This is a genomic window from Specibacter sp. NPDC057265 (assembly GCF_042668835.1).
Taxonomy (GTDB): Bacteria; Actinomycetota; Actinomycetes; order Actinomycetales; family Micrococcaceae; genus Specibacter.
This window is the reverse complement of the sequence record NZ_JBHUYE010000017.1, coordinates 35,451-57,274: the sequence shown is the minus strand read 5'-3', so window position 1 is coordinate 57,274 and position 21,824 is coordinate 35,451. Positions and strand designations below refer to the sequence as shown.

At 59.4% G+C, this 21,824-nt stretch carries 17 protein-coding genes and 4 pseudogenes; 15 read left to right on the top strand and 6 right to left on the bottom strand.

Annotated features, from left to right (window positions below; all coding sequences use genetic code 11):
- Positions 1-108 precede the first annotated feature (108 nt).
- A pseudogene (locus ACFUCV_RS11955) lies at positions 109-420 on the top strand (integrase core domain-containing protein); the annotation flags it as partial.
- 23 nt (positions 421-443) lie between these two features.
- Here the strand turns inward: ACFUCV_RS11955 and ACFUCV_RS11950 are convergent.
- Positions 444-887: pseudogene (locus ACFUCV_RS11950) on the bottom strand (helicase); the annotation flags it as partial.
- A 21-nt stretch (positions 888-908) separates the two neighbouring features.
- Positions 909-1,211, bottom strand: coding sequence for a hypothetical protein (locus ACFUCV_RS11945; protein WP_380815916.1), 303 nt, complete (start codon positions 1,209-1,211; stop codon positions 909-911).
- A gap of 699 nt (positions 1,212-1,910) precedes the next feature.
- On the opposite strand from ACFUCV_RS11945, the gene ACFUCV_RS11940 reads away from it, so the two are divergent.
- Together ACFUCV_RS11940 and ACFUCV_RS11935 are read left to right on the top strand one after the other, a co-directional pair.
- Complete coding sequence (locus ACFUCV_RS11940; protein ID WP_380815914.1) at positions 1,911-2,870, top strand: hypothetical protein; 960 nt, start codon at positions 1,911-1,913, stop codon at positions 2,868-2,870.
- A gap of 81 nt (positions 2,871-2,951) precedes the next feature.
- Complete coding sequence (locus ACFUCV_RS11935) at positions 2,952-3,185, top strand: hypothetical protein (RefSeq protein WP_380815943.1); 234 nt, start codon at positions 2,952-2,954, stop codon at positions 3,183-3,185.
- Between the two features lie 20 nt (positions 3,186-3,205).
- Here the strand turns inward: ACFUCV_RS11935 and ACFUCV_RS11930 are convergent.
- The 3 genes and pseudogenes from ACFUCV_RS11930 to ACFUCV_RS11920 all read right to left on the bottom strand — a co-directional run.
- Positions 3,206-3,346 (bottom strand): annotated as a pseudogene (locus ACFUCV_RS11930) (maltose acetyltransferase domain-containing protein); the annotation flags it as partial.
- Between the two features lie 100 nt (positions 3,347-3,446).
- Positions 3,447-3,689: pseudogene (locus tag ACFUCV_RS11925) on the bottom strand (DUF1349 domain-containing protein); the annotation flags it as partial.
- A gap of 247 nt (positions 3,690-3,936) precedes the next feature.
- Positions 3,937-4,383, bottom strand: coding sequence for a TetR/AcrR family transcriptional regulator (locus ACFUCV_RS11920; protein ID WP_380815940.1), 447 nt, complete (start codon positions 4,381-4,383; stop codon positions 3,937-3,939).
- Between the two features lie 490 nt (positions 4,384-4,873).
- Here ACFUCV_RS11920 and ACFUCV_RS11915 point away from each other — a divergent pair, with 490 nt between their 5' ends.
- The 8 genes from ACFUCV_RS11915 (at position 4,874) to ACFUCV_RS11880 (ending at position 14,547) form a co-directional block, all read left to right on the top strand.
- Positions 4,874-5,887 (top strand): LacI family DNA-binding transcriptional regulator, encoded by a 1,014-nt coding sequence (locus ACFUCV_RS11915; RefSeq protein WP_380815912.1) that lies wholly within the window; start codon positions 4,874-4,876, stop codon positions 5,885-5,887.
- Between the two features lie 81 nt (positions 5,888-5,968).
- Positions 5,969-7,645 carry an ABC transporter substrate-binding protein gene (locus tag ACFUCV_RS11910; RefSeq protein ID WP_380815910.1) on the top strand — a complete coding sequence of 559 codons (1,677 nt, stop codon included), beginning with the start codon at positions 5,969-5,971 and terminating at the stop codon, positions 7,643-7,645.
- 179 nt (positions 7,646-7,824) lie between these two features.
- The gene (locus tag ACFUCV_RS11905) at positions 7,825-8,802 is read left to right on the top strand and encodes an ABC transporter permease (RefSeq protein WP_380815908.1); all 978 of its coding nucleotides are present in this window, start codon (positions 7,825-7,827) and stop codon (positions 8,800-8,802) included.
- A gap of 8 nt (positions 8,803-8,810) precedes the next feature.
- The gene (locus tag ACFUCV_RS11900) at positions 8,811-9,767 is read left to right on the top strand and encodes an ABC transporter permease (RefSeq protein ID WP_380815904.1); all 957 of its coding nucleotides are present in this window, start codon (positions 8,811-8,813) and stop codon (positions 9,765-9,767) included.
- On the top strand, positions 9,764-10,717 hold the full coding sequence (locus ACFUCV_RS11895) for an ABC transporter ATP-binding protein (RefSeq protein ID WP_380815901.1): 954 nt from the start codon (positions 9,764-9,766) through the stop codon (positions 10,715-10,717). Before ACFUCV_RS11900 ends, ACFUCV_RS11895 begins: the two co-directional genes overlap by 4 nt.
- The gene (locus ACFUCV_RS11890) at positions 10,714-11,814 is read left to right on the top strand and encodes an ATP-binding cassette domain-containing protein (protein WP_380815899.1); all 1,101 of its coding nucleotides are present in this window, start codon (positions 10,714-10,716) and stop codon (positions 11,812-11,814) included. Before ACFUCV_RS11895 ends, ACFUCV_RS11890 begins: the two co-directional genes overlap by 4 nt.
- Before the next feature lie 257 nt (positions 11,815-12,071).
- On the top strand, positions 12,072-13,580 hold the full coding sequence (locus ACFUCV_RS11885; protein ID WP_380815897.1) for a glycoside hydrolase family 32 protein: 1,509 nt from the start codon (positions 12,072-12,074) through the stop codon (positions 13,578-13,580).
- 25 nt (positions 13,581-13,605) lie between these two features.
- Complete coding sequence (locus ACFUCV_RS11880; RefSeq protein WP_380815895.1) at positions 13,606-14,547, top strand: carbohydrate kinase; 942 nt, start codon at positions 13,606-13,608, stop codon at positions 14,545-14,547.
- A gap of 818 nt (positions 14,548-15,365) precedes the next feature.
- Here the strand turns inward: ACFUCV_RS11880 and ACFUCV_RS11875 are convergent.
- The gene (locus ACFUCV_RS11875; protein WP_380815893.1) at positions 15,366-16,565 is read right to left on the bottom strand and encodes an ROK family protein; all 1,200 of its coding nucleotides are present in this window, start codon (positions 16,563-16,565) and stop codon (positions 15,366-15,368) included.
- Between the two features lie 143 nt (positions 16,566-16,708).
- Here ACFUCV_RS11875 and ACFUCV_RS11870 point away from each other — a divergent pair, with 143 nt between their 5' ends.
- From ACFUCV_RS11870 to ACFUCV_RS11855, 4 genes are all read left to right on the top strand, one after another.
- Positions 16,709-17,989, top strand: a complete 1,281-nt coding sequence (locus ACFUCV_RS11870) for an extracellular solute-binding protein (protein WP_380815891.1) — start codon at positions 16,709-16,711, stop codon at positions 17,987-17,989.
- 63 nt (positions 17,990-18,052) lie between these two features.
- The gene (locus ACFUCV_RS11865; RefSeq protein WP_380815888.1) at positions 18,053-18,991 is read left to right on the top strand and encodes a carbohydrate ABC transporter permease; all 939 of its coding nucleotides are present in this window, start codon (positions 18,053-18,055) and stop codon (positions 18,989-18,991) included.
- Entirely contained in the window at positions 18,991-19,941 is a 951-nt protein-coding gene (locus ACFUCV_RS11860) for a carbohydrate ABC transporter permease (protein WP_380815886.1), read from the top strand. Before ACFUCV_RS11865 ends, ACFUCV_RS11860 begins: the two co-directional genes overlap by 1 nt.
- A gap of 60 nt (positions 19,942-20,001) precedes the next feature.
- Positions 20,002-21,675, top strand: coding sequence for a glycoside hydrolase family 13 protein (locus ACFUCV_RS11855; RefSeq protein ID WP_380815884.1), 1,674 nt, complete (start codon positions 20,002-20,004; stop codon positions 21,673-21,675).
- The last annotated feature ends 149 nt before the right edge of the window (positions 21,676-21,824 follow it).

The following is a 21,824-nucleotide window of genomic DNA, read 5'->3' as shown; positions in this document are numbered from 1 at the left end:
ATATTAAGCCGAGGAACAAGCCCCAGAACCCCGGATCACAAGGGTGAACTCACTAACCTCGGCTTAACGGATTCCTCGGCATAATCGGAATTAAGCCGAATTCGGCTTAATTCCGACCGGGGCTCGCAATACACTTCCGGCGCTTTCCAGCGGTGGTGTGCTGGGAACAACATCACCCAGTCCATGGGTGAGACAGGTGTGTGCTGGGACAATTCCGTGGCCGAAAATTTTTTTTCGCACCTCAAGACAGAGATGTACCACCACCACGCTTTTCCCAACCACCTGTCCGCACGGACCGCGGTCATGGAATACATCGAATCTTGGTACAACAGGCGCCGGCCCCACAGCAACAACCAAGGACTACCGCCGGCAAGGGCCCTGACCGAGTACCAGAATCAAACCAACCAAGCAGCAGCGTAAGAAGAAAAATCAATCAAACTGTCTCAAAAACTTGACGGGCGCACTGTGTGCGCGTCTTGCGAAGGGAACAGTCTGTCATAGCTGGACAAGCTCATGCTGCCCCGCAGTCCTATGGCCTCGTGGATGAGGCCCGTGCCCAGCTGCCGGGCCGATGCTGCGGCAACGGCCTCCGTGAAGAAGATCCACACGTGCGCGCCACGGCCCGACTGGGAAATTTCGAGTGCGGCGGGAATGCCGCGGAACCGGGCGGCCTTGACGTAGGCCAATGCGTCCATGATGGCTGCACTGCCGTCAAAATCCGCTGCGATCCACCAGCAGGTGTCTTTTTCAGTGAGCCGGTACAGGCCGATGTGTTTTGCGCCAGTTAGAGGGTCTGCCACGACTGAAGGTGTGAGCTTGAGAAAGGAGACGCTGTCGCGTGGCTTTCCCTTGTGCCAGCCACCGACGACCGCGGGTACCCAGCCCGACCGCCCGTCCTGAGTATTTTCCTAACGCATTGCGTACACGTTGTCGCGGCAGTGGAACAGGTTTTCAAAAAACAGGACCTTGGTTTCCGGTGCGGAGTGCATGGTCACCGGGCCGGCCGGCATGGTCGCGGCGAACACCGGCTGGTCGGCATTGGCCGCCGCGGCTTTCTCCTCACTAAGTTCGAGTAGTTTGCGGAGTCGGGCGTTGTCCAGCCGCAACTCGCTCAGCTCACGGGCCAGTGCCGGGTCTCGGTTGGGCGCCTGCTCGGCGTTGAGGCCCGGCAACGGGTCCTGTTCCGGCAACTCAGAAGTGTCGTAACTCACTACCCCATTCTGTCGTGACAAGATGCGAAAACCTGAATCCGATCCTGGTTTGACGGCATTGATTCCTCGGACTGGAGCTGCCCACCACAGGATCGCCGAAACCAACGACAGAGATCCTTTACGGTTGACCGAGACATGTCTGTTGTGACGGCTGGACATGGATGCACTCAGTCCCCCGGATGCTGGGCATCAAGGAGCACCGGTTCCGGTCAGTGCGCTACTTCCAGGTCCCGGCGACGAAGGGCGCGGCCACGGTTCGAGCCGCGGATGACGACAATCGTGGCTCTGGACACCGGCCAGGTCCTTGGCCTCTTCGACGACCGGGACCACAAGAGCGTCGGAAAGCGGCAACCCCCTGCTCATTTACAACTCAGGAGGACACACCGCAATCATCTTCGTTAACTCATAGCCCATTTAATATCTGGCCAGGAGTGAGTCAATGGGCTTATCCTTAGAGCGGAGGCGCTAATGAGTCCAGTTGGTGGATCCCCAGGCAGGCGCCTTAGAGGTGCGCCCGGCGTTGGGCAGAAGATCTCCGTCACTTGCACTTGCGGGCTTGAATACGAGATCGCTGTCTCCGCACTCGATATAGGGCGCTGTCCGAATAAGAAATGCAAAAAAGAGACACGCACCATTCCGGCTGTCAGTTAACCGCCGCTGGCCGCACCCCTTGCTAGTCTTGCGTTCATCGTTGAAGCATTGAAAGACTTCGGAAGTAGGCTTCAAGTCATCGGCTTGTTGCCTACCATTCTTGCGGTCAGCGTGGTGGCATTCCTAATCGCGGCCGACGCGCCCGAGAAGAATTTGTCGTGGTTGAGTATCCAGGCAACCGTTGTCTCCATCGGCGGAGCCGGCGCACTCGTCATCTCGGCCGTTTCGGTCGCCATCGCAGTCTCCCTTCAGCCATTACAATTCCGGCTAGTGCAACTCATGGAAGGGTACTGGCCAGCCTGGTTTCCTGAGTTCCTCTTTCGTCTCGGCGTCTGGTTTGAGTTGCGAAGGCGAGATCGCATCCGGGGTCGCATCGCGTCTGTGCCCAGCCGCAATTCGGATGCTGCGCGGATCGCCGCCAATGAACGGTCACAAAACGCCGAGTCGCAAATACGGCAGAGGTTTCCGGCGGAAGATCGGCTCCTTCCAACCGCATTAGGAAACGCGCTCCGTGCATCGGAGGACAGCGTCGGACAGCGTTATGGTCTCGAGAGCGTCATCATTTGGCCCAGGCTATTCCACCTGTTGCCTGAGCGAGTCCGTGCAGGGATGGATGATGAAGTTACTCAACTCGACGTCTCCGTTAGGCTTGCCGTCACGTGGACTTTGGCGGGCATCGTCAGCTTTCTGTGGCTGATCCGCGATCCGGCGGCACTGCTCGAGCATCCCCTTTGGTTGGCAGTGATGATTGGTACTCTCTTGCTTGCACGGCTGTCTTACCAATCGGCTGTGGAATCGGCGATTGCGCAAGGGGTCGATTTGGAAGTGGCCATCGACCTCTACCGTGCCCGAGTCATTGACGCTATGCGGCTCCATCCGACGGTGTCGCTTGATGAAGAACGTCGGGTGTTTGGCGAACTTTGTGAACTGTTCCAGACCCCTCCGACCTCCGCCATAAATCTCCGCTTTAATCCAGCGGCGCGCGCGGGGGGCGAGCCTGCTGATTGATCTGGTGGGACTGCTCGTACCCAGACCCGGCGCCCTTGAGCTCGTCAAGGGCTTGGTGGCGCACTTACTAGATTTGAGGCCATGCGGCCGTTCGGCGTTGTGGATCTGACAGCGGCTGATCTGGACTACCTACTTGAGAAGCTGCCTAAACTGCTGCATGCTGGTGAGGTTCATCCCACCACCAATTTTATGAACCCGAGGCGGCATGGCGTTGTCGCCGATGTGGATGTCCCCGTCATCGACCAGGGTGAGGTTGGAGTTGCCGGTGTGGACGTTGTGACCACCCCATTCTCCGGCCACGGAGGCTCGATGTAACACCCGTCGCCGGGGGATCCGAACATCTGGTGCGCTAAGCGTGCCTGTTCGCGCTGCTGCACCGTGCGGGTGACATTGAAGTCGCATATCAGCTCGAGCGCTTCGGTCTGACCAGCAATTATGTGCGCTTCGCTGGGATTGTAAGCCCGCCAAGCGAGCATTCGAAGCCGCGGGGCACGCACGGTCAGCGCGTTGCCCGGCCGGTTGCCGCGGATTGTCACCCAGTGCCCGGCCTAGCCGGGCAATGGAGACAAGGACCAATCAGAGGTACCCTGCGTCATGACAGCTCCGAGGCTCTCTTCGCCGTCGCTGAGTGCCTGCCTGGCCGAATTGCTCGGTGAGGTCGAGATGGAACTGCACCTCAAGCGCAGACTCCGGCTTCAGGCTGTCCAACAGTGTGAGTTCTGAGGAGCGGACGAAGCCGTAGGACGTGATGTGCCAGGCATCGCTACTTTTGCGCGCGGTGACATGGAGGCCGTCGTCGTCGCTGGTCACGCTGGCGGGTTTATTCGTCCACGTTCCTTGAGTCTAGGGAATGGAGTGGATTATGCCTGTCTTTCGAAGGATTTGGGTCGGATGCGGGGTCTTCGGCGTGGGTGAGGATGATCGCCATTAGTCCCGCAAGTGGGAGAACTGCGATGCCGTTGCAGCCTTTGGTGTTCCCGTGGAGCAACCGCTCCTTTGGGCTGGTGGCCACGTTCGCAGCGCGGCCTCCAGCCATGGGGTGATCCGTTGGACTAAAATTCCTCGCTCATTGGCTTGTAATCGAGTGTCCGGTGAATGCTGAGGCCTTTTCGATCAGTGCGTTGAGAATGTGCGCAATATCCTGGTCGAAGTGCTGCTTGAGTGCTGTCCGGCCGCGGGACGTCCAACTCCCGGTGATACTGCGATACTCCGGATGTCGCGCTGCGAGGGTATATAACTTGGGGGTGGGGACTAACTTCCGCCCGGTTCCGAGTACTTTGGTCATGTTCAGCTTCACCACCGGCTGTACGGCCGCAACGTTGGCCCCCGCGCTGAGACGCTTATGGGAAGTGTAGGCGACCGTGAAGCGGGGGGAGGTCAGGATGAGAAGGTCGTCCTTTTTCTCAAAATGATGAGTCATCGACCCAAGCAAGACGTCCGCGACGGCTCCCACCTTGCGGTGTGAGGTGCCTGTCACACCGACTTCACCGATCACCTGCAAACATGCGTCGATAATCCGGCCTCGTCGGTGCGGGTCGAGCCGTCGCGGTCCGAATGGTGGTTCCCTCCGAAAGGAGACTCATTCGTCGATCGACCGGAGGGCGCGGGCGGCATTGCCCACCGCATGACGCCGGCCGAGATGTCGCGGTTGACGGCGGCGCCGGCTCGAATGACGCTGTCTGCTGCCTTATCGGGCACGATGCAACGCTCTGCGCTGCACGAATGACTCCTACGTATGGCTTCGCTGCGGCGAGGCCTTCAATCGGTGGTCCCATTTGAAGTAGCTTCTTATGGATTAAGTTTCCTCTTGACAGCAAAGAAGTAACGCGAGTAATCTAAAACACGTTCACTTGGTTACGCGCGTTACTACGCGGTAACCAGTGCGACACCGCATTAATTCCAAATTGCTGGAACTGCCCCAGCATCGATGATCACCGGAGCATTCAATGGCGAATTCCACTACCCCGAAGAAGGCCGCATCCGTGCGGCCACAGGGGGTCACCATGAGTGATGTTGCCAAACATGCTGGTGTCTCCCGGACGGCCGTTTCATTCGTGTTGAACAATCGCGAAAAGGCAAGTATTTCCGAGGAAACCCGCGTCCGCATAAAAAGTGCCGTGCAGGCTTTGGGGTACCGCCCCAACGCTGGAGCACGCGCGCTGGCCGCCCAGCGCAGTGACTGGTATGGCCTCGTCACTGAGATCGTGACGGCGCCATTCGCCGTGAACATCATCAAAGGCGCCCAAGATCAGGCTTGGCTTGAGCGCCGGTTCCTGCTCATCGCGCCGTCGGACCAAGCCGATGCCGTAGGACCCAACCAGGGCATGGAAGATGCGGCAGTGGAGAAACTGCTCGAACAGCGTGTGGAAGGCCTTCTATACGCGGCCACATTCCACCGCGCTGTGCAAGTTCCGGAAAGTGCCAACGAGGTGCCCACGGTGCTCATCAACTGCTTTGATATAGACGGGAAGCTGCCCTCAATTGTTCCGGATGAGCGCGGGGGCGGCCGGGTCGCCATTGAGCGTCTGCTCAAAAGCGGCCACCGGAGGATTGGGGTCATTAACCTGGACCCGCAAATTCCGGCAGCCGTCGGACGGTTGGAGGGTGCACGCGAAGCGCTCGCCGGCGCTGGACTCGAACTGGATCCGGAACTGGTGGTGTCCGGGTACGCGACGGCGGATGGCGGCTACGAAGCAGCGTGCGAAATCTTGGACCGTTATCCCAAAAAGGACAGGCCAACTGCCTTGTTCTGCCTCAACGACCGCATGGCGATGGGCGCTTACGACGCCATTAAGGAACGGGGACTGACCATCCCCGAGGACATCGCCGTGATCGGCTTCGACAATCAGGAACTGATTGCGGCCTATCTCAGGCCCAAGCTGACAACGGTTGCCTTACCGTTCGAAAAAATGGGGGCCCTAGGCCTTCAAACGCTCGCCGCTCTTACAGCAGGACAGCCGATCATTGCCGACCAGCAATTGGTCGACTGTCCGCTGCTAGAACGCTCTTCGGTCTGACCGCGAAATCAATTTCGAAGAGCTTAACCCTACCCACCCCTTCACCTTGCTGATGAAGAATAGAAAAGAGATAACCCCATCATGGCACAACTCGGATTTTTAAGGTCTACCCGCGTCGCCGCGGCCGGAGTGGCAGTCTGCGCAATGTTGCTGACAGGCTGCGTGGCCACCGTCGACAAACCCACCGGCGCGGATGCCGCAGCGAACGCAAGTGCGTTCCTCACCATTCCGCGCGAAGACATGAGCACCTTTGACAAGAACTTCAACCCCTTTGCACCGGCCGTGAACCCCATGGTCAACCAGGCAATCTACGAACCCATGATGGTATTCAACCCGGCCAACGGAGACACCATTCCGTGGCTCGCCACCGAATGGAAGCCCGCCGCTGATGGCAAATCGATTACCTTCACCCTGCGTGAAGATGTGAAGTGGTCTGACGGCAAGCCGCTCGTCGCTGACGACATTGCCTACACCTTCGAGCTCCAGAAGATGCTCAAGGGTGGCTTCGAATATCTCGTCGGCGCCAAGGCGGAAGGCACGAACAAGGTTGTGTTCACCTTCAACAAGGCATGGTCTCCAGCTCTCTACGAAGTAGGCCAGTTGCCCATCCTGCCCAAGCACATTTGGTCTGCAGTTGCCGACCCAGCAAAGGACCCCAACGCCAAGCCCGTTGGCACCGGCCCGTACACCGAGGTTGACTCTTTCCAGGCCCAGTCATACGTACTGAAGAAGAACCCTAACTACTGGCAGCCGGAGAAGCAGAAGATTGCAGGCATCAAGATGCTCGCCATGTCAGGCAACGATGCAGCCAACTTGGCAAGCGTAAGCGGAGACGTGGACTGGTCCAACCAGTACATCCCGAACATCGAAAAGACCTTTATCTCCAAGGATAAAGATCACCGCCATTACTGGTTCCCTCCCACAGGTTCCATGATCAACTGGCAGCTGAACACCACCAAGGCCCCGTTCAACGACCCCGAGGTCCGCAAGGCATTGAGCATGGCCGTTGACCGCGAGCAGGTGACCAAGATTGGTATGAGTGGTTACGCCCAGCCGGCTGACTGCACCGGCCTTTCCGGCAACTATGAAAAGTGGAAGAACCCGGCAGTCAAGGACAACTGCACGTGGACCAAACTGAACGTGGACGAGGCCAACAAGGCCCTGGACGCCGCCGGCTACCCAAAGGGGTCTGACGGCAAGCGCACCTTGAAGGACGGAAAGCCGTTCGAGTTCAAGATCTCCGTTGGTTCTTCCTCCTCGGACTGGCTCTCAGTAGCCAACGTGATCGCCCAGAACCTCCAGACCGTTGGCGTCACAGCCAAGGTTGACTCCCCTGACTGGGCCTCAGTAGTTGCCAGCTACGAACAGGGCACCTTCGACACCGGTATTGTCTGGAGTGCCAACGATCCCAGCCCGTTCAAGTACTTCAACAACGCCATGGGCAGCGCCACCGTCAAGGCTGTTGGCACCAAAACCTTCGACAACTACCACCGTTTCGGTGACAAGCAGGCAGATGTGCTTTTGAACGAATTCGTTGCCGCCGGTGACGAAGCCAAGCAGAAGGACATTGCTAACAAACTCCAGGAAGAATACAACGCCACCGCCCCGCTGGTGCCGTTGTTCTCCGGTCCTGAATGGGGCAACTACACGGACATCCACTTCAGCGGATGGCCCACAGAAGAGAACCCATACGCGACTCTGAGTGACCGTTCACCCACCACGGTGCTGGTTCTCACTACCTTGGAACCCAGCAAGTAGCACTCCCGCCGCACGGTGGCGCGCCGCTCACTGCAAGTGAGCCACGCGGCCACCGTGCGGGCACCATTACCGTCTCGAACACCAGACTTCTTGAGCCACGGCGTAATGGTTTCCCATTTTTTCTGGCCGTGAACTCCCGCGGTTCCGGCCACCCCGCACCTACCGAACGGAGGGAATCCGTGCGCTTTATCCTGCGCCGTCTGGGTTTCTACCTGATCGCCTTCTGGGCCTCAATCACCCTAAACTTTTTACTTCCCCGCTTCATGCCGGGCGACCCCGTCTCACGTATGTTTGCCCGCACGCAGGGCAAGATGCAGCCGGAACAGCTCGACGCACTCCGCAAGTTGCTCGGTGTGGACGACCGCCCCATTTGGGAACAGTACATCGACTACCTGCACAACATCGTCACCGGCAACATGGGCATTTCCATTTCCCGCTTTCCCACCCCGGTCACAGAAGTCATCGCAGGACAAATTGGCTGGACGCTCCTCCTGGGTGGAACCGCACTGCTGATTGCCGCCGTTCTCGGTAACCTGCTCGGCGTCTTGGCCGCCTGGCGACGCGGCGGGACTATTGACTCCGCATTGCCGCCTGTCTTGATCTTCATAGGGTCCTTTCCCTACTTCTGGCTCGCCATGGGCGCCCTGTACCTTTTCGGTGTGGTTTTGGGCTGGGCCCCGCTGCGGCACGCATTCAGCGACGGCCTGGAACCTGGCTTCTCGTGGGAATTCCTTTCCGACGTCGGAGCACACCTTGTGCTCCCAGCATTGACGATAGTTTTGGTCTCCGTCGGTGGGTGGATGCTTGGCATGCGAAACACCATGATTGCCACCAACTCCGAGGACTACATCACCATGGCCGAGGCCAAGGGTCTCCGCCCGGGACGCATCATGCTCCGCTACGCGGCACGGAACGCCATGCTCCCCTCCGTCACAAGCTTCGGCATGAGCCTTGGCTTCGTAGTCGGTGGCGCCATGCTCACCGAGGTGGTCTTCGCCTACCCCGGCGTCGGCTACCAACTCCTCAACGCAGTACAAGGCCTGGACTACCCGCTGATGCAAGGACTCTTCCTGACCATCACTGCCGCTGTACTGATGGCCAACTTCCTGGTGGACATCCTCTATGTCCGACTCGACCCGCGCGTACGCAGCAACTAGGGATCATCATGACCACACTTATTGAGCCCACCCCGGAGCTCCGCAAAACAAAACCAAAACAGGGCCTGGTTCACGGCTTGTTTACCAACACCAAAGCCATGGTCGGCGCCACCATCCTGCTGATCTTCATTGCCCTGGCATTGTTGGCACCGCTGCTGTTTCCAGGCGACCCTTCCCGGATTACGGACCTGGCAGGTCTTGAACCCTCGCCCGAACACTGGCTTGGCACCACCGCCAAAGGCCAGGACGTTTTGGCCCTGACCGTGCACGGCTCCCGCAGCTCGCTGCTGGTGGGTCTGACGGTAGGCTTCGCCTCAACTTTCGTGGGCATCCTCGTGGGACTGGCGTCGGCATACTTCGGCAAGTTCATTGACGAATCCCTCTCGCTGATCACCAACGTATTCCTGCTCCTGCCCGGACTGCCCCTGCTGGTGATCCTCGCAGCATTCTTGCCGCCGGGACTGGGCACAGTCATTATTGTCCTGATCATCACCGGTTGGGCCGGATCTGCACGTGTGCTCCGCTCCCAAGCACTTTCGATCCGTTCCAAAGATTTCGTTGCAGCAGCAGTGGTCTCCGGTGAACGCGCCGGGCGGATTATGTTCCGCGAAATCCTGCCCAACATGGCCTCGATTGTCATGGGCACCCTGCTGGGCTGTGTCATCTACGGCATCGGAGCACAAGCCGGCCTGGAGTTCCTGGGCCTGGGTGACACCAGTACCGTCTCATGGGGGAACAACCTCTTCTGGGCAGGCAATGAAGGCGCACTCTTGACCGGCAGCTGGTGGGTATTTGTTCCCTCAGGTTTGTGCATCGCACTTGTGGCCTTCGCCTTGTCCCTGATCAACTACGCGGTCGACGAGGTCACCAACCCGCGCCTTCGCAAGATCAAGGCACCCAAGCCCGCTGCCGTCGTCGTACCTGCAACCGCGGCAACCACCCCCGAAAGGAGCGTCACAAAATGACCGTCTCCCAGACATCCCTCGGCTCGCATGAGCCAGTTCTTGAAGTCAAAGATCTCACCGTGAAGTACATTGGCGACACCCGCTCCACCACCGCCGTGGACCGCGTCTCCTTCAGCATCGGCACCGGCGAAGTCTTTGGCCTGGCCGGCGAATCCGGTTGTGGTAAGTCGACCATTGCCAACTCGGTCATGCGGCTACTCAAGGACCCCGCGAAGATCGCTGGCGGCAGCATCCGCTTCGGCGGCAAAGACGTCCTGGCCATGAACACCGAAGAGCTCCGGCGCTTCCGCTGGCAAGACGTGGCCATGGTGTTCCAGTCCGCGATGAATTCGCTCAACCCGGTGCTGACCATTGGCGAGCAAATAGCGGACATCTTCACAACGCACGCCGGCTACTCCCGCAAAGAATCCCTTCAGCGCGCGGGGCAGTTGCTGGAACTTGTGCGGATCGACCCCGCGCGCCTGAAATCCTACCCGCACCAGCTTTCCGGCGGCATGCGCCAGCGTGCAGTCATCGCCATGGCCGTAGCGTTGAAGCCGTCATTGCTGATACTCGACGAACCCACCACGGCGCTGGACGTCGTCGTGCAGCAGGAAATCATGGCTCAGATCAAGGATCTTCAGCGCGAATTGGGCTTCTCCGTCCTTTTCATCACACACGACATGTCCCTGATGGTGGAACTCTCTCACCGCATGGCTGTCATGTACGGCGGGCGAATCGTGGAAACCGCCAAGGCCCAAGACATCTACACCACCCCACGCCACCCCTACACCCAGGCGCTTATGGGAGCTTTCCCTCCGCTCACCGGTCCACGGGTTCCATTGACTGGACTGCCCGACGGCGTGAAGTTCCAGAACATCGCAGACCTGGCCGAAGTGGCACCCGGGCACCTCGTGTCCCCTTTTGATGCCGACACCGAAGCAAACCTCTTGACAGGAGCCGCACGATGAGTCTTTCTGTACAGCCTTCATCACGGCCAGATGCCTTGCCGCAGGAACCCGCCCTCGAGGTCCGTGGACTAAGCAAGTCGTTCCCGATTGGCGGCATGTTCTCCCGTCAGGTGGTCCGGGCTCTGCACAACGTTGATTTGACCATTGGCCGCGGCGAAATCGTCGCACTGGTGGGAGAGTCCGGATCAGGCAAGAGCACCCTCGCCCGATGTGTTGCCCGACTCGAGAAGCCGAGCTCCGGTGAGATCCTGCTTGACGGAGTCGATGTGCTCAAGCGTGACCGCTTTCAGGCATCGCGGGCGTTTCGCTCCCAACTGCAAATGGTCTTCCAGGATCCCTTTGGCTCACTGAACCCCGCGCACAGGGTCGAGCACTTCCTGCGCCGTTCACTAACGATCCACGGAAAAGGTGGCACCGGCCGCCGCGGCTCTGAACACGAGACCGAAAGCCTCCTCGAAGAGCTCATGACCACTGTCGGGCTGCAGGCGGACATGCTGAATTCCTACCCGCATGAGCTCTCCGGCGGGCAACGTCAACGAGTTGCGATCGCTCGAGCCCTGGCTGTAAAACCTCAGGTCATTCTCGCAGATGAGCCCACGTCGATGCTGGACGTTTCGGTCCGGATCGGCGTGCTGAACCTGATGCGGAAGCTCCGCGATGAGCAAGGGATCTCCATGCTGTACATCACGCACGACCTCGCCTCAGCGCGTTACCTCGCGGATCGGACGGCGGTGATGTTCGCCGGTGAAATCGTTGAGGAGGGCGAGTCCCTGGACTTGCTGGCGCGCCCGGCCCACCCTTACACGCAATTGCTGGTCTCAGCCGTGCCGGACCCGGCCCGGGCCGGTTCCTACGATCCCGTCCGCCGTGCCGAACTGCGGCAAGCGGTCATGGCCTCGACGAGCTGCGCCTTTGCGGGCGACTCGGAGCAGCCATGTTCCGTCGAGGAACCTGTACGCCACCAGCTTGGAGATCCCCACAACCGCCATTGGGTTCGCTGCCACCTCTACCGGCCCCTCGCCGGTGCCACCGGCCATGCACTGGCGGCTGAACCAGCACCAGCCACCGAAACTACAGACAAAAAAGCCTCCGGGTGACCCAAAAGTCCATCCGGTCAGGCTGCCCCAAAATCCTCAACAATGAAGGCTTTGGCACTTTTGCCCCGCTCGATTCCATCGGGTTGTGCCGAATGATCGAGACCTGCCAACGGGCCTGCGACAGGCACCAACGGAATTCCTAGTTTCTACCCGGCGCGGCTGGTGGGTGCAACAAGTACCGTCCAGCGTCGCTGCCTGCAACCACCCACCACCGACATCCACTTTTCTTATCAGCACAGAAACGAGTACAGCCCCTCATGACTGCCTCGACCGCCATGACGACCGACTCCTTCCGCCCCGCCCTGCACTACGCTGCACGGGACACGTGGCTTAATGACCCCAATGGCCTCATCCACCATGGTGGGCTGTACCACCTCTACTACCAAAACAACCCGTTGGGCAATGTTTGGGGCAACATGTCCTGGGGACACGCATCCTCCCCGGACCTGCTGAACTGGACCGAGCACCCCGTTGCCATTGCGTGCGATGAAGACGAAGAAATCTTCTCCGGCAGTATTGTCTTTGACCGCAACAACACCAGCGGGTTAGGAACCAACGAGACGGCCCCCCTGGTCGCCATCTACACCAGCGCCTTCAAAGAAGGATCTGCCCATCATGGCGTCCAAGCCCAGTCGCTGGCCTCCAGTTTGGACGGCGGCTACACCTGGACCAAGTATGCCAACAATCCCGTGCTGAACCGCGGATCATCCGAGTTTCGTGACCCGAAAGTGTTTCGATACGAGGGAGCGGCTGGCAGTTATTGGGTCATGGTCGCCGTGGAAGCCACAGATTTCCAGGTCGTCCTCTACAAGTCCGAAAACCTCAGGGACTGGGAACTGCTAAGCACCTTCGGCCCGGCCAACGCAACCGGCGGCATTTGGGAGTGCCCCGACCTTTTCCCGCTTCCTTTGGACGGGGACCCGGAGAATCTGAAATGGGTTCTCATCGTAAACTTGAACCCCGGCGGACCCAACGGTGGTTCAGCGGGACAGTACTTCGTCGGGGACTTCGATGGCGCCACGTTCACCCCCGCCACCATGGTCACCGAAGGCGTACAGGATCCTGCCCACCTGGGTGAATACCAGTGGTTGGACTGGGGGCGGGACTACTACGCAGCCGTTTCCTTCAGCGACGCACCCGACAACCGCCGCCTCATGATTGGCTGGATGAACAACTGGCAGTACGCCAACGACATCCCCACCGCCCCCTGGCGGAGCCCGATGTCGCTGGCCCGTGAAATATCCCTGCAAACAGTTGACGGCAAGCTGCGCCTGGCACAGCACGTAGCCGAAGACCTGGCGGCACTCTCCGGACTCAGCCCGGAGTTCGAGCTCGCAGAAACGAACATTTCCGACCAAACACTTGTCCTCGAAGGTGCCGCAGGCAGCGTGCAACACATCACCCTGACATTCACGCCGGGAACGGCCGAGGAATTCGGGCTGGTGGTCCGCAGCGACGGAACACTGGGGACCCGCATCGGCATCCACCCGGCCGAAGGACGCATTTTCATTGACCGCCGTGACTCCGGGTTGAGCGAATTCCACGAATCGTTCGCCTCCATCGACTCGGCCCCGATCCTGCCAATCGACAATGCCTATGAACTCAGCGTCTACGTGGACCACTGCTCCGTTGAAGTCTTCGCCCAAGGAGGCCTGGTCACCATGACAGAGCTGATCTTCCCCTCGATCACCAGCACCGACGTGGCCCTCTACGCAGTTGGTGGTACTGCCTCAGTGGGGGACCTGAACCTTACGCGCTGGGCTTGACAGCGGAACCTGAAAGAGAGAGCACATGAATCATCCCAACCCGCACTCCGCGGCTCGAGACTTCTTGGACGTGGTGGTTATTGGGGAAGCCCTCACCGACGTCGTCATCTCACCCCAAGGAACGAGCGAACACCCCGGCGGATCCCCAGCAAACGTCGCCTACGGACTGGGCCGCCTGGGCGTCGCCACCGGCCTGATGACCGCCTTAGGCAACGACGAACGTGGTGCTGCAATCGACAAGCACCTACGCAGTGCCGGCGTGGTCCTGCGGCCGGGGGCCTACTCCTTGGACAGAACGTCCTCCGCCACCGCAACACTGGCGGAGGACGGATCTGCGAGCTACGACTTCGACCTGGTGTGGGAAATGGATCCGGTTTTCCCGGCCCACATTCCCAAAGTGCTCCACACCGGCTCGATTGCCACATTCCTTGAACCTGGTGCCGGCGCGGTCAAGTCGTTCCTGCAACATTGTCAGCATGACTGCACCATCACCTACGACCCAAATATTCGGCCAGCCCTGCTGGGCAGCCACGTCGAAGCATTGTCAACGTTTGAGGAGCTCATCGAGCTCACCGACGTGGTGAAGTTGAGCGACGAGGACGCCACCTGGCTCTACCCCCGGAAGAACCTAGAGGAAACAACAAAACATCTGCTGGACCTGGGTGCCTCACTAACCGTCATCACCCGAGGCTCACAGGGATCGCTACTAGCCACTCCCGGGACCCGTTTGACCATCCCTTCAGTAAAATCCACCGTTGCAGACACCATTGGTGCCGGCGATTCCTACATGGCAGCCCTGATCATGGGACTGCTCACCCTCGCCACCGACGGCCTGTCACCAGCTGCGCTGGAGCAGCTGGGCAGCACCGCCACCATGGCTGCAGCGATTACCGTCCGGCGCCCCGGAGCAAACCCTCCAAGCAAAGAAGAGCTGCGGTCCCACATGGACTATGCAGAAGCGCGGTAGTGGGTTCATAGGAGACCGCACGCCGAAGTCATGACGTTGAAGTGCTTGTCCTTGGCGCCCACGATCCGAACGCCTCCATGACGGCGGCCTCTTGTAGGCGCCATCCGGGACACACTCAGGCCGGTCCAAACATTGCTAGGAATTATTGTGGTGTGCCGGGATCCAGGTTTTTGTTGAAGAACCAACACGTCACTGCAAACGAGGGGCCGCATGAGTTTTTCGGCTTCGGTCCTCGCCCGCTCATTATTCAGGCAACTCGAACAGCTTGAGGCTTGATTTAATCCATAAAAGGGTGAAACTACCGAGGTGGGCCGGACAGGTACCGACCCTTCCGGCCAGATGGACAGATCCCGGGAATGAAGCCCCACAGGGGTCATCCGGTTCATGAGTCTCATCTGGTCGGAGGAACCAGTACCAGTCTGCCAGCTAGCCCCGGGCCAGCCACCACCAACACTTACAGATGGTTCGGTCCACAACCTGTGGAGGACGTAGGCACATTGAAATTACTATCGTGTCGCGTTTTTCGGCTTTTGGTAATAAATTTTGTAGCAAGGCGAAGCCCCGCCTCAGTGGAGACGGGGCCTTGTTCTGCATCTACAGCCCCGTTTGAGACTTGGCTGGCGAGAACGCTTCCGAGCACGTGTCCTCCCGCCGCGGGTGACGTAAGAAGCCAGGAATCGAATTTCGATAAGCGAACCCCCCCCATGGCGGCACACCGCATTCGGGGTGAAGTCGGCTGCTGGTTGCAGCCGTTCCGGCGGGTGCTAGTCGTCCCATCAAAGGAACCAATGATGGGAGGACCAGTTGACCGCCTCCGGTCAGCTTGTCGCGAGGGCGAAGGCGAGTGGATCCGAACGCACAAGCGCGAGGCCCCGGTATATCGCTCCGAGCCCCACGGCGTCACCGCCGAGCGGGGATGCGATGAGTGCCGGTGCGGGACCGTGGCTAAACTCCGCAAGGTGCAGTGCGGTGGCGTCAAGTAACGCAGCGGCAGCCGGGGCAACGGCGCCTCCGATGATGATGCTCTCTGCGTCCAACATTCCGCCGATTACCACGCAGACCCGAGCCAGTAGCAAAGCCAAGCGCGCAGTAATCACGAGTGCTTCCGTGTCACCGGCCTGCGCAGCGGCGAAGACGTCTTCGGCCTCACTCGCTGTCTCGAGGGCTGTGCCGGCCAGCAGTCCGGCTGCGCGGGCCTCTCCAGCCCAGGTTCGGGCGAGCCGCGCGAGCCCGTCAGCGGAGCCGACGCCCTGAACGTAATCCAGCAGATGCAATTCCCCCGCCGCACCGTGCGCGCCCCGAACCAACATTCCATCGGCGATGATGCCCATACCAAAACGCTCGCCGGCCAGCAGGCTAACAAAGGATGAGAATCCAACACCTGCGCCCACGGCGCCCTCGGCGATCGCAGCGAGGTTCGCATCGTTCTCAACAATGACCCGCCAACCGCGGTGCGCAAACTTCTCCGCGAATCCTGGGTTCATCCGAGGCCAGAAGCCGTCGGCACCCTCGGGCGAAGCCCCATCGGCGTCGGTCGGCGCTGGAACCCCAAGCACGATGGCAAGTACGGCATCCGCCGTCACGGCCGCGGCCGCAAGCGCCGCGTCCACGGTCGATTCGGTCATCAGCAGCCGATCGGGTGCGGTATCCAGCGCTCCCCGAATTTCGCGGCTCATCCGGGCGAGTTCGGTGCCGCGCAGGTCGGTGATCCGGGCCGTCACTCTGTGTTGGCCTGAGTCAACCCCAACGAAAGCACCGGCGTCGGCACGGAAGGCATAGCGGCGGGCCGGTCGGCCAAGGCTGTACTGGCCGGCCGCGCGGGCATCGTCGAGCTCGTGCAGCCAACCACGCTCGACAAGGTCGGCGCAGACGCTAAGCACAGTTGATCGGGTGAGTCCGGTTTCTTGGATAGCGTCGGTTGCGGTGAACGCCTCGGTGTCCCATGCGTATTGAAGAAGTCGGTTGGCATTGAGTGTACGTACGAGGTGGGGCGTGGCTGCCGAGGAAATTTGCTGCATGCTCTTGACCATACCGAGCCGAGCAAGATATTGTCGAGATCACTAAATCTAGTACCTATATTTAGTGGTTCGGCAAAAATCGCCCCCTTCGAAGTCGCTCGCACAGGCATCCGCGCGCGCCAGATCCTTCAGGAGACAATGACGTGTTCTCGAATACCCCTATGCCGCGCGAGCTGACGCGCAGATCCCTGTTCCTTGCTGCGGGGGCGGCCGGCCTCGGCCTCGGCCTCGGCGCATGCTCGAATTCCGGCTCCGGCGGCGTCACCGAGATCACCTTCTTTCAATCGAAACCGGAAGTCATCGGCTACTTCGATGACTTGATTGAGAAGTTCCACGCCTCACAAGATCGCGTCCGCGTGGTGCATGACTTCTCATCAAATTTATCGGCCGGCTTCGTGCGCAACAATCCACCCGACGTTGGCTGTCTCAACTACAACTTTGAGATCGCCCGTTTTGTTGACCGCGGGGCGCTGAGCGACCTCTCGGATCTGCCAGCAGCGAAGCGGATCAATCCGGCCCTGCAACCCATCATCGATCAGACCGCGAGCTACCCCGATCGTACGAGTGTGCTGCCGTACTCCCTCATGGTTGCCGCCGTACTGTACAACCGGAAGATCTTCGCCGACCTCGGTCTCAGCGTGCCCACCACCTGGAAGGAGTTCGTTGCGGTCTGCGATACTCTCACTGCCGCCGGCATAACTCCGATCTACGGCACCTTCAAAGATCCCTGGACCATTGCCCAGGGCTTGTTTGATTACTCCGCCGGGGGCTCAATTGACCTTGAATCGTTCTTTGCCCAGTTGGAGCAGCAGGGCACGGATGTAGGACCAGGTTCCCCCGTCTCGTTTGAAAAAAACTTTTCCCAACCTATGCAACAAATGCTGCAGCTGGCGAAATATTCGCAGCCAAACGCGGCAAGCCGGGGTTATGGGGACGGGAATCTGGAATTCTCACAAGGCAATGCGGCAATGTATTTCCAGGGTCCGTGGGCCTTGAGCGAGATCGCAAAGACTGCACCGGACCTGGATGTAGGAGCTTTCCCGCTGCCCATGACCGAGGACCCGGAGGAGCGCCGGGTGCGGGTCAATGTCGACCTTGCTCTCTGGATTCCGGAAGCCTCACGCAAGAAGGAAGCGGCCCGGGAGTTCGTGTCATTCCTCATGCAACCCGAAATTATCGATGCCTATAACTCCGACAACAACGCCTTCGGTGTGACGACGGACGCACCTGCGGTCACTCAACCGACACTTGTGGAGTTGCAGAAATTCTACGACAAGGCTGCGTTTACGCTCGGTGCCTCGCAGTTACTTCCGCAGAACATCCCGGTTCAGAATTACGTGCAGGGCATGGTGTTGGGTTCCGACCCGGACAGCACGCTGCGCACCCTCGATGCCGACTGGGCGCGTCTGGCATTCCGGTCGTGACTGAGCTCCCCATGAAGTCGTTCCCCGCTATTTGATCAACCAACCGCTCACGAAAGGTCACTCATGGCCATCACGACCCCCATCAGCCCGGAGGAACGCGGCGCTGCGTTACCGACGGCGCACGTGTCGGGCTCGACGAAGCGCAAACACCGCGTCGATCCAATGTTCTACCTGTTCCTGCTGCCCACTCTTATCCTTTTTACGCTGGCCATCACGCTACCGGCGATCATGGGCATTTTTTACAGCTTCACCGACTCCATCGGCTTCGGAGAATGGTCTTTTGTCGGCCTTACAAACTATGCCGCGATGCTGACCGATCCGGCGATTCTCACCTCGTACGGTTTTACGATTGGGTTCGCCCTGGTCACAGTGCTCGCCGTCAACGCCATCGCTTTCCTCCTCGCGATCGCGCTGACCTCACGGATCCGGGGCAAAGTGGCGCTGCGGGCCGTGTTCGTACTTCCCATGGTCGTCTCGGGCATCATCATTGCCTTCGTGTTTAACTTTTTGTTTTCCAACTCGCTGCCGGGATTTGCCGAAGCAATCGGCTTTACACCCTTGGCGAGCAGCGTGCTCTCGAACCCCGATCTCGCTTGGCTTGCCATTGTGATTGTTACTGCTTGGCAAGCCATACCATCAGCGCTGCTGATCTACATTGCCGGAGTCCTTTCGGTCCCCGGAGATGTTTACGAGGCTGCCGCACTTGACGGCGCCTCCTCTTGGGGTCAGCTGCGGATGATCACGTTGCCGCTTGTGGCCGGTTACGTTTTGATCAACCTCGTCATTGGCTTTAAGAACTTCCTCAACACCTACGACATCATCGTGGGCCTGACCGACGGCGGTCCCGGCACTTCGACCCGCAGTGTCGCCATGACGATTTTTACCGGCTTCTCGAGCGGGGACTACGCATACCAAATGGCCAACGCCACAGTCTTTTTCCTGATCGCACTCGTGATTGCACTCATTCAATTGCGCATCACGCGCGGAAAGGCGGCATTCTGATGACTAACCAAGTACCCCTCTCACCTGTCCTGCCAGGCACTCCCGGCACTTCAGATACCGACGTCCTGCGCACCGCCGGAAATCACGACACCGGTGGCGGATCCGCCAACAATGGACGCAGAAGCCTCGGCAAAAGGCGGCCAGGTGTTCTTCTCACGATCGTGTTGATCATTTGCTCGCTCACTGTCATCGCACCGCTCTATGTAACTGTCACCATGGCCTTCAAAACGGGTGCGCAATCAGTTGACGGCAACGCATTCTCCCTTCCGGCGCCATTCAGTGTTGAAGGTTTTGTCGCAGCATGGAACCTCACCGACTTCCCTCGCGGATTCGTCATATCGTTGATTGTGACCGCAATCACTGTTGGGGGAACGATTGTATTGAGCGCTCTTGCCGCGTTCGCGATCGCCCGCAACTGGGACCGTAAATTTTTTCGTTGGTCCTTCTTTTATCTCCTCGCCGCCATGTTCCTGCCCTTTCCAGTGCTCGCCCTGTCGCAGGTCAAACTCACAGGAATGGTAGGGCTGGACAATCCCCTGGGCGTCGCCGTTTTGCACGTGATGTTCCAGTTGTCGTTCAGCGTCATGTTGTTCACTGCGTTCCTTCGCTCGCTACCCGAAGAACTCGAGGAAAGCGCCCGCATCGACGGGGCAACGACCTGGCAGGTGTTTTGGCGACTGGTCTTTCCCCTGCTGGCGCCTATGAGTGCAACGGTCGGTATTTTCGCGTTTCTCGTTTCATGGAACGACTTCATGATGCCGTCTCTGATCACCTCCGACGCCGCTATGCAGACACTGCCGGTGCTGCAAAAGATCTTCCAGACCCAGTTCAGCAATAACTACAATGTGGCCTTCGCGTCGTACCTCATGGCAATGGCGCCTGCAATTCTGGTCTACCTGCTAACGCAACGCTGGGTCATGTCCGGCGTTACCCAAGGCGCCATCAAGTAACTTCGCGCGCGCGGGCACTTCACTCAACCACCTCAACCAACTCAACCACCATAGGACACCATGACCGAGACACTCCACGCCCTTCCCGCCACCTCACAACACACGGATGAAGCCACCTGGTGGCGTCAAGCCGTTGTTTACCAGATTTACCCGCGCAGTTTTTATGATTCGAATGCCGACGGACTCGGTGACATTGCCGGCATTACCGCCAAGGTTCCCTATTTGCAGGAACTAGGCGTGGATGCCGTGTGGCTCAGTCCTTTTTACCCCTCCGAGTTGGCCGACGGCGGTTACGATGTTGCCGATTACCGCAATGTTGACCCTCGTTTGGGTACCCTGGCGGATTTTGACCAGATGAAGACAGCACTGTACGCAGCAGGCATAAAGCTCATTGTGGACATTGTCCCCAATCACTCATCGAACCAGCACGCATGGTTTCAAGAAGCGCTAGCAGCTGAGAGGGGGTCCGCGGCCCGTGCCCGCTACATATTCCGAGACGGTCAAGGCGTCAACGGTGAACTCCCACCGTCGGATTGGACCTCCGTCTTTGGCGGTCCTGCCTGGACCCAGGTTCCCGACGGCCAGTGGTACCTTCATTTGTTCGCCTCGGAGCAACCCGACTTCAACTGGGACAACAGGGAGATCCGCGACGATTTTTTGAAGACACTGCGTTTCTGGTCGGACCGGGGTGTTGACGGGTTCCGCATCGACGTGGCGCATGCCTTGATGAAGGACCTCGCCGAGCCGCTGCCGTCGCAGGCCCAAATTGACGAGCTGGAGAAACTGAACAACGGCACAAACCCCTTGTGGGACCGTGACGAGGTCCACGATATTTATACCGAGTGGCGGGCTTTGTTCAACGAGTACAACCCTCCGCGCACAGCTGTCGCCGAAGCGTGGGTGGATCAGTCCCGCCGTGCCCGCTATGCCTCCACGGAAGGTTTGGGCCAAGCGTTCAACTTTGACTTGCTCATGGCCGACTTCGATGCCACATCCTTCGCCTCCGTGGTCACGAAGAATCTGGCTGAGTCCGCAGCCACAGGTGCTTCCTCCACCTGGGTGTTTTCCAACCACGATGTGGTCCGTCATGCCACCCGTTACGGTCTGCCCACGCTGGCAGATGCCGAAAAGACCCAAGACGGCAAAGACTGGATCCTCGCTGGTGGCAGCGAGGCAGATCTGAACCGTGAGCTTGGTGAGCGCCGGGCCCGCGCAGCCACCTTGTTCATGCTGGCGCTTCCCGGTTCCGCCTATTTATACCAGGGTGAGGAACTGGGCCTTCATGAAGTGGCTGACATCCCTGACGCAGACCGGCAGGATCCCACGTTCTTCCGTAATGCGGGGGTTGAAAAGGGCCGTGACGGTTGCCGCGTGCCATTACCCTGGACCAATGAGGATGCCTCCTTCGGTTTTGGTGGCACCCAGGCGCACCTGCCCCAACCAGGCTGGTTTGCCGGGCACGCAGTATCGGTCCAGGACGGCCAGGAATCTTCCACCCTGAACATGTACCGTAACGCTCTGTCCTTGCGACGATCCCTGCAAACCTCAGAAGAACTGGTCTGGGTCACCAATTCCAACCCTGATGTGCTGCACTTCGCACGCCCCAACGGCTGGAACGTCGTCACCAACTTCGGCAAGACCGCAGTCGCGCTGCCTGAAGGAACGATTGCCCTCAGCAGCGTCCCCCTGGAAGCAGGCATGCTGCCTGCCGACGCCACGGCCTGGCTGATCTGAGACCCAGTAATGAAAAACGTGCACTGCCGTCCACCCAGAATCTGGGGTGGACGGCAGTGCACTTTAAGCATCCAGCCAAGAACTCCATGAAGTAAAGGAACTTCCCTGGAGAAAGTTACACCCCTCACCCCCGACTTACGAACGGGTCC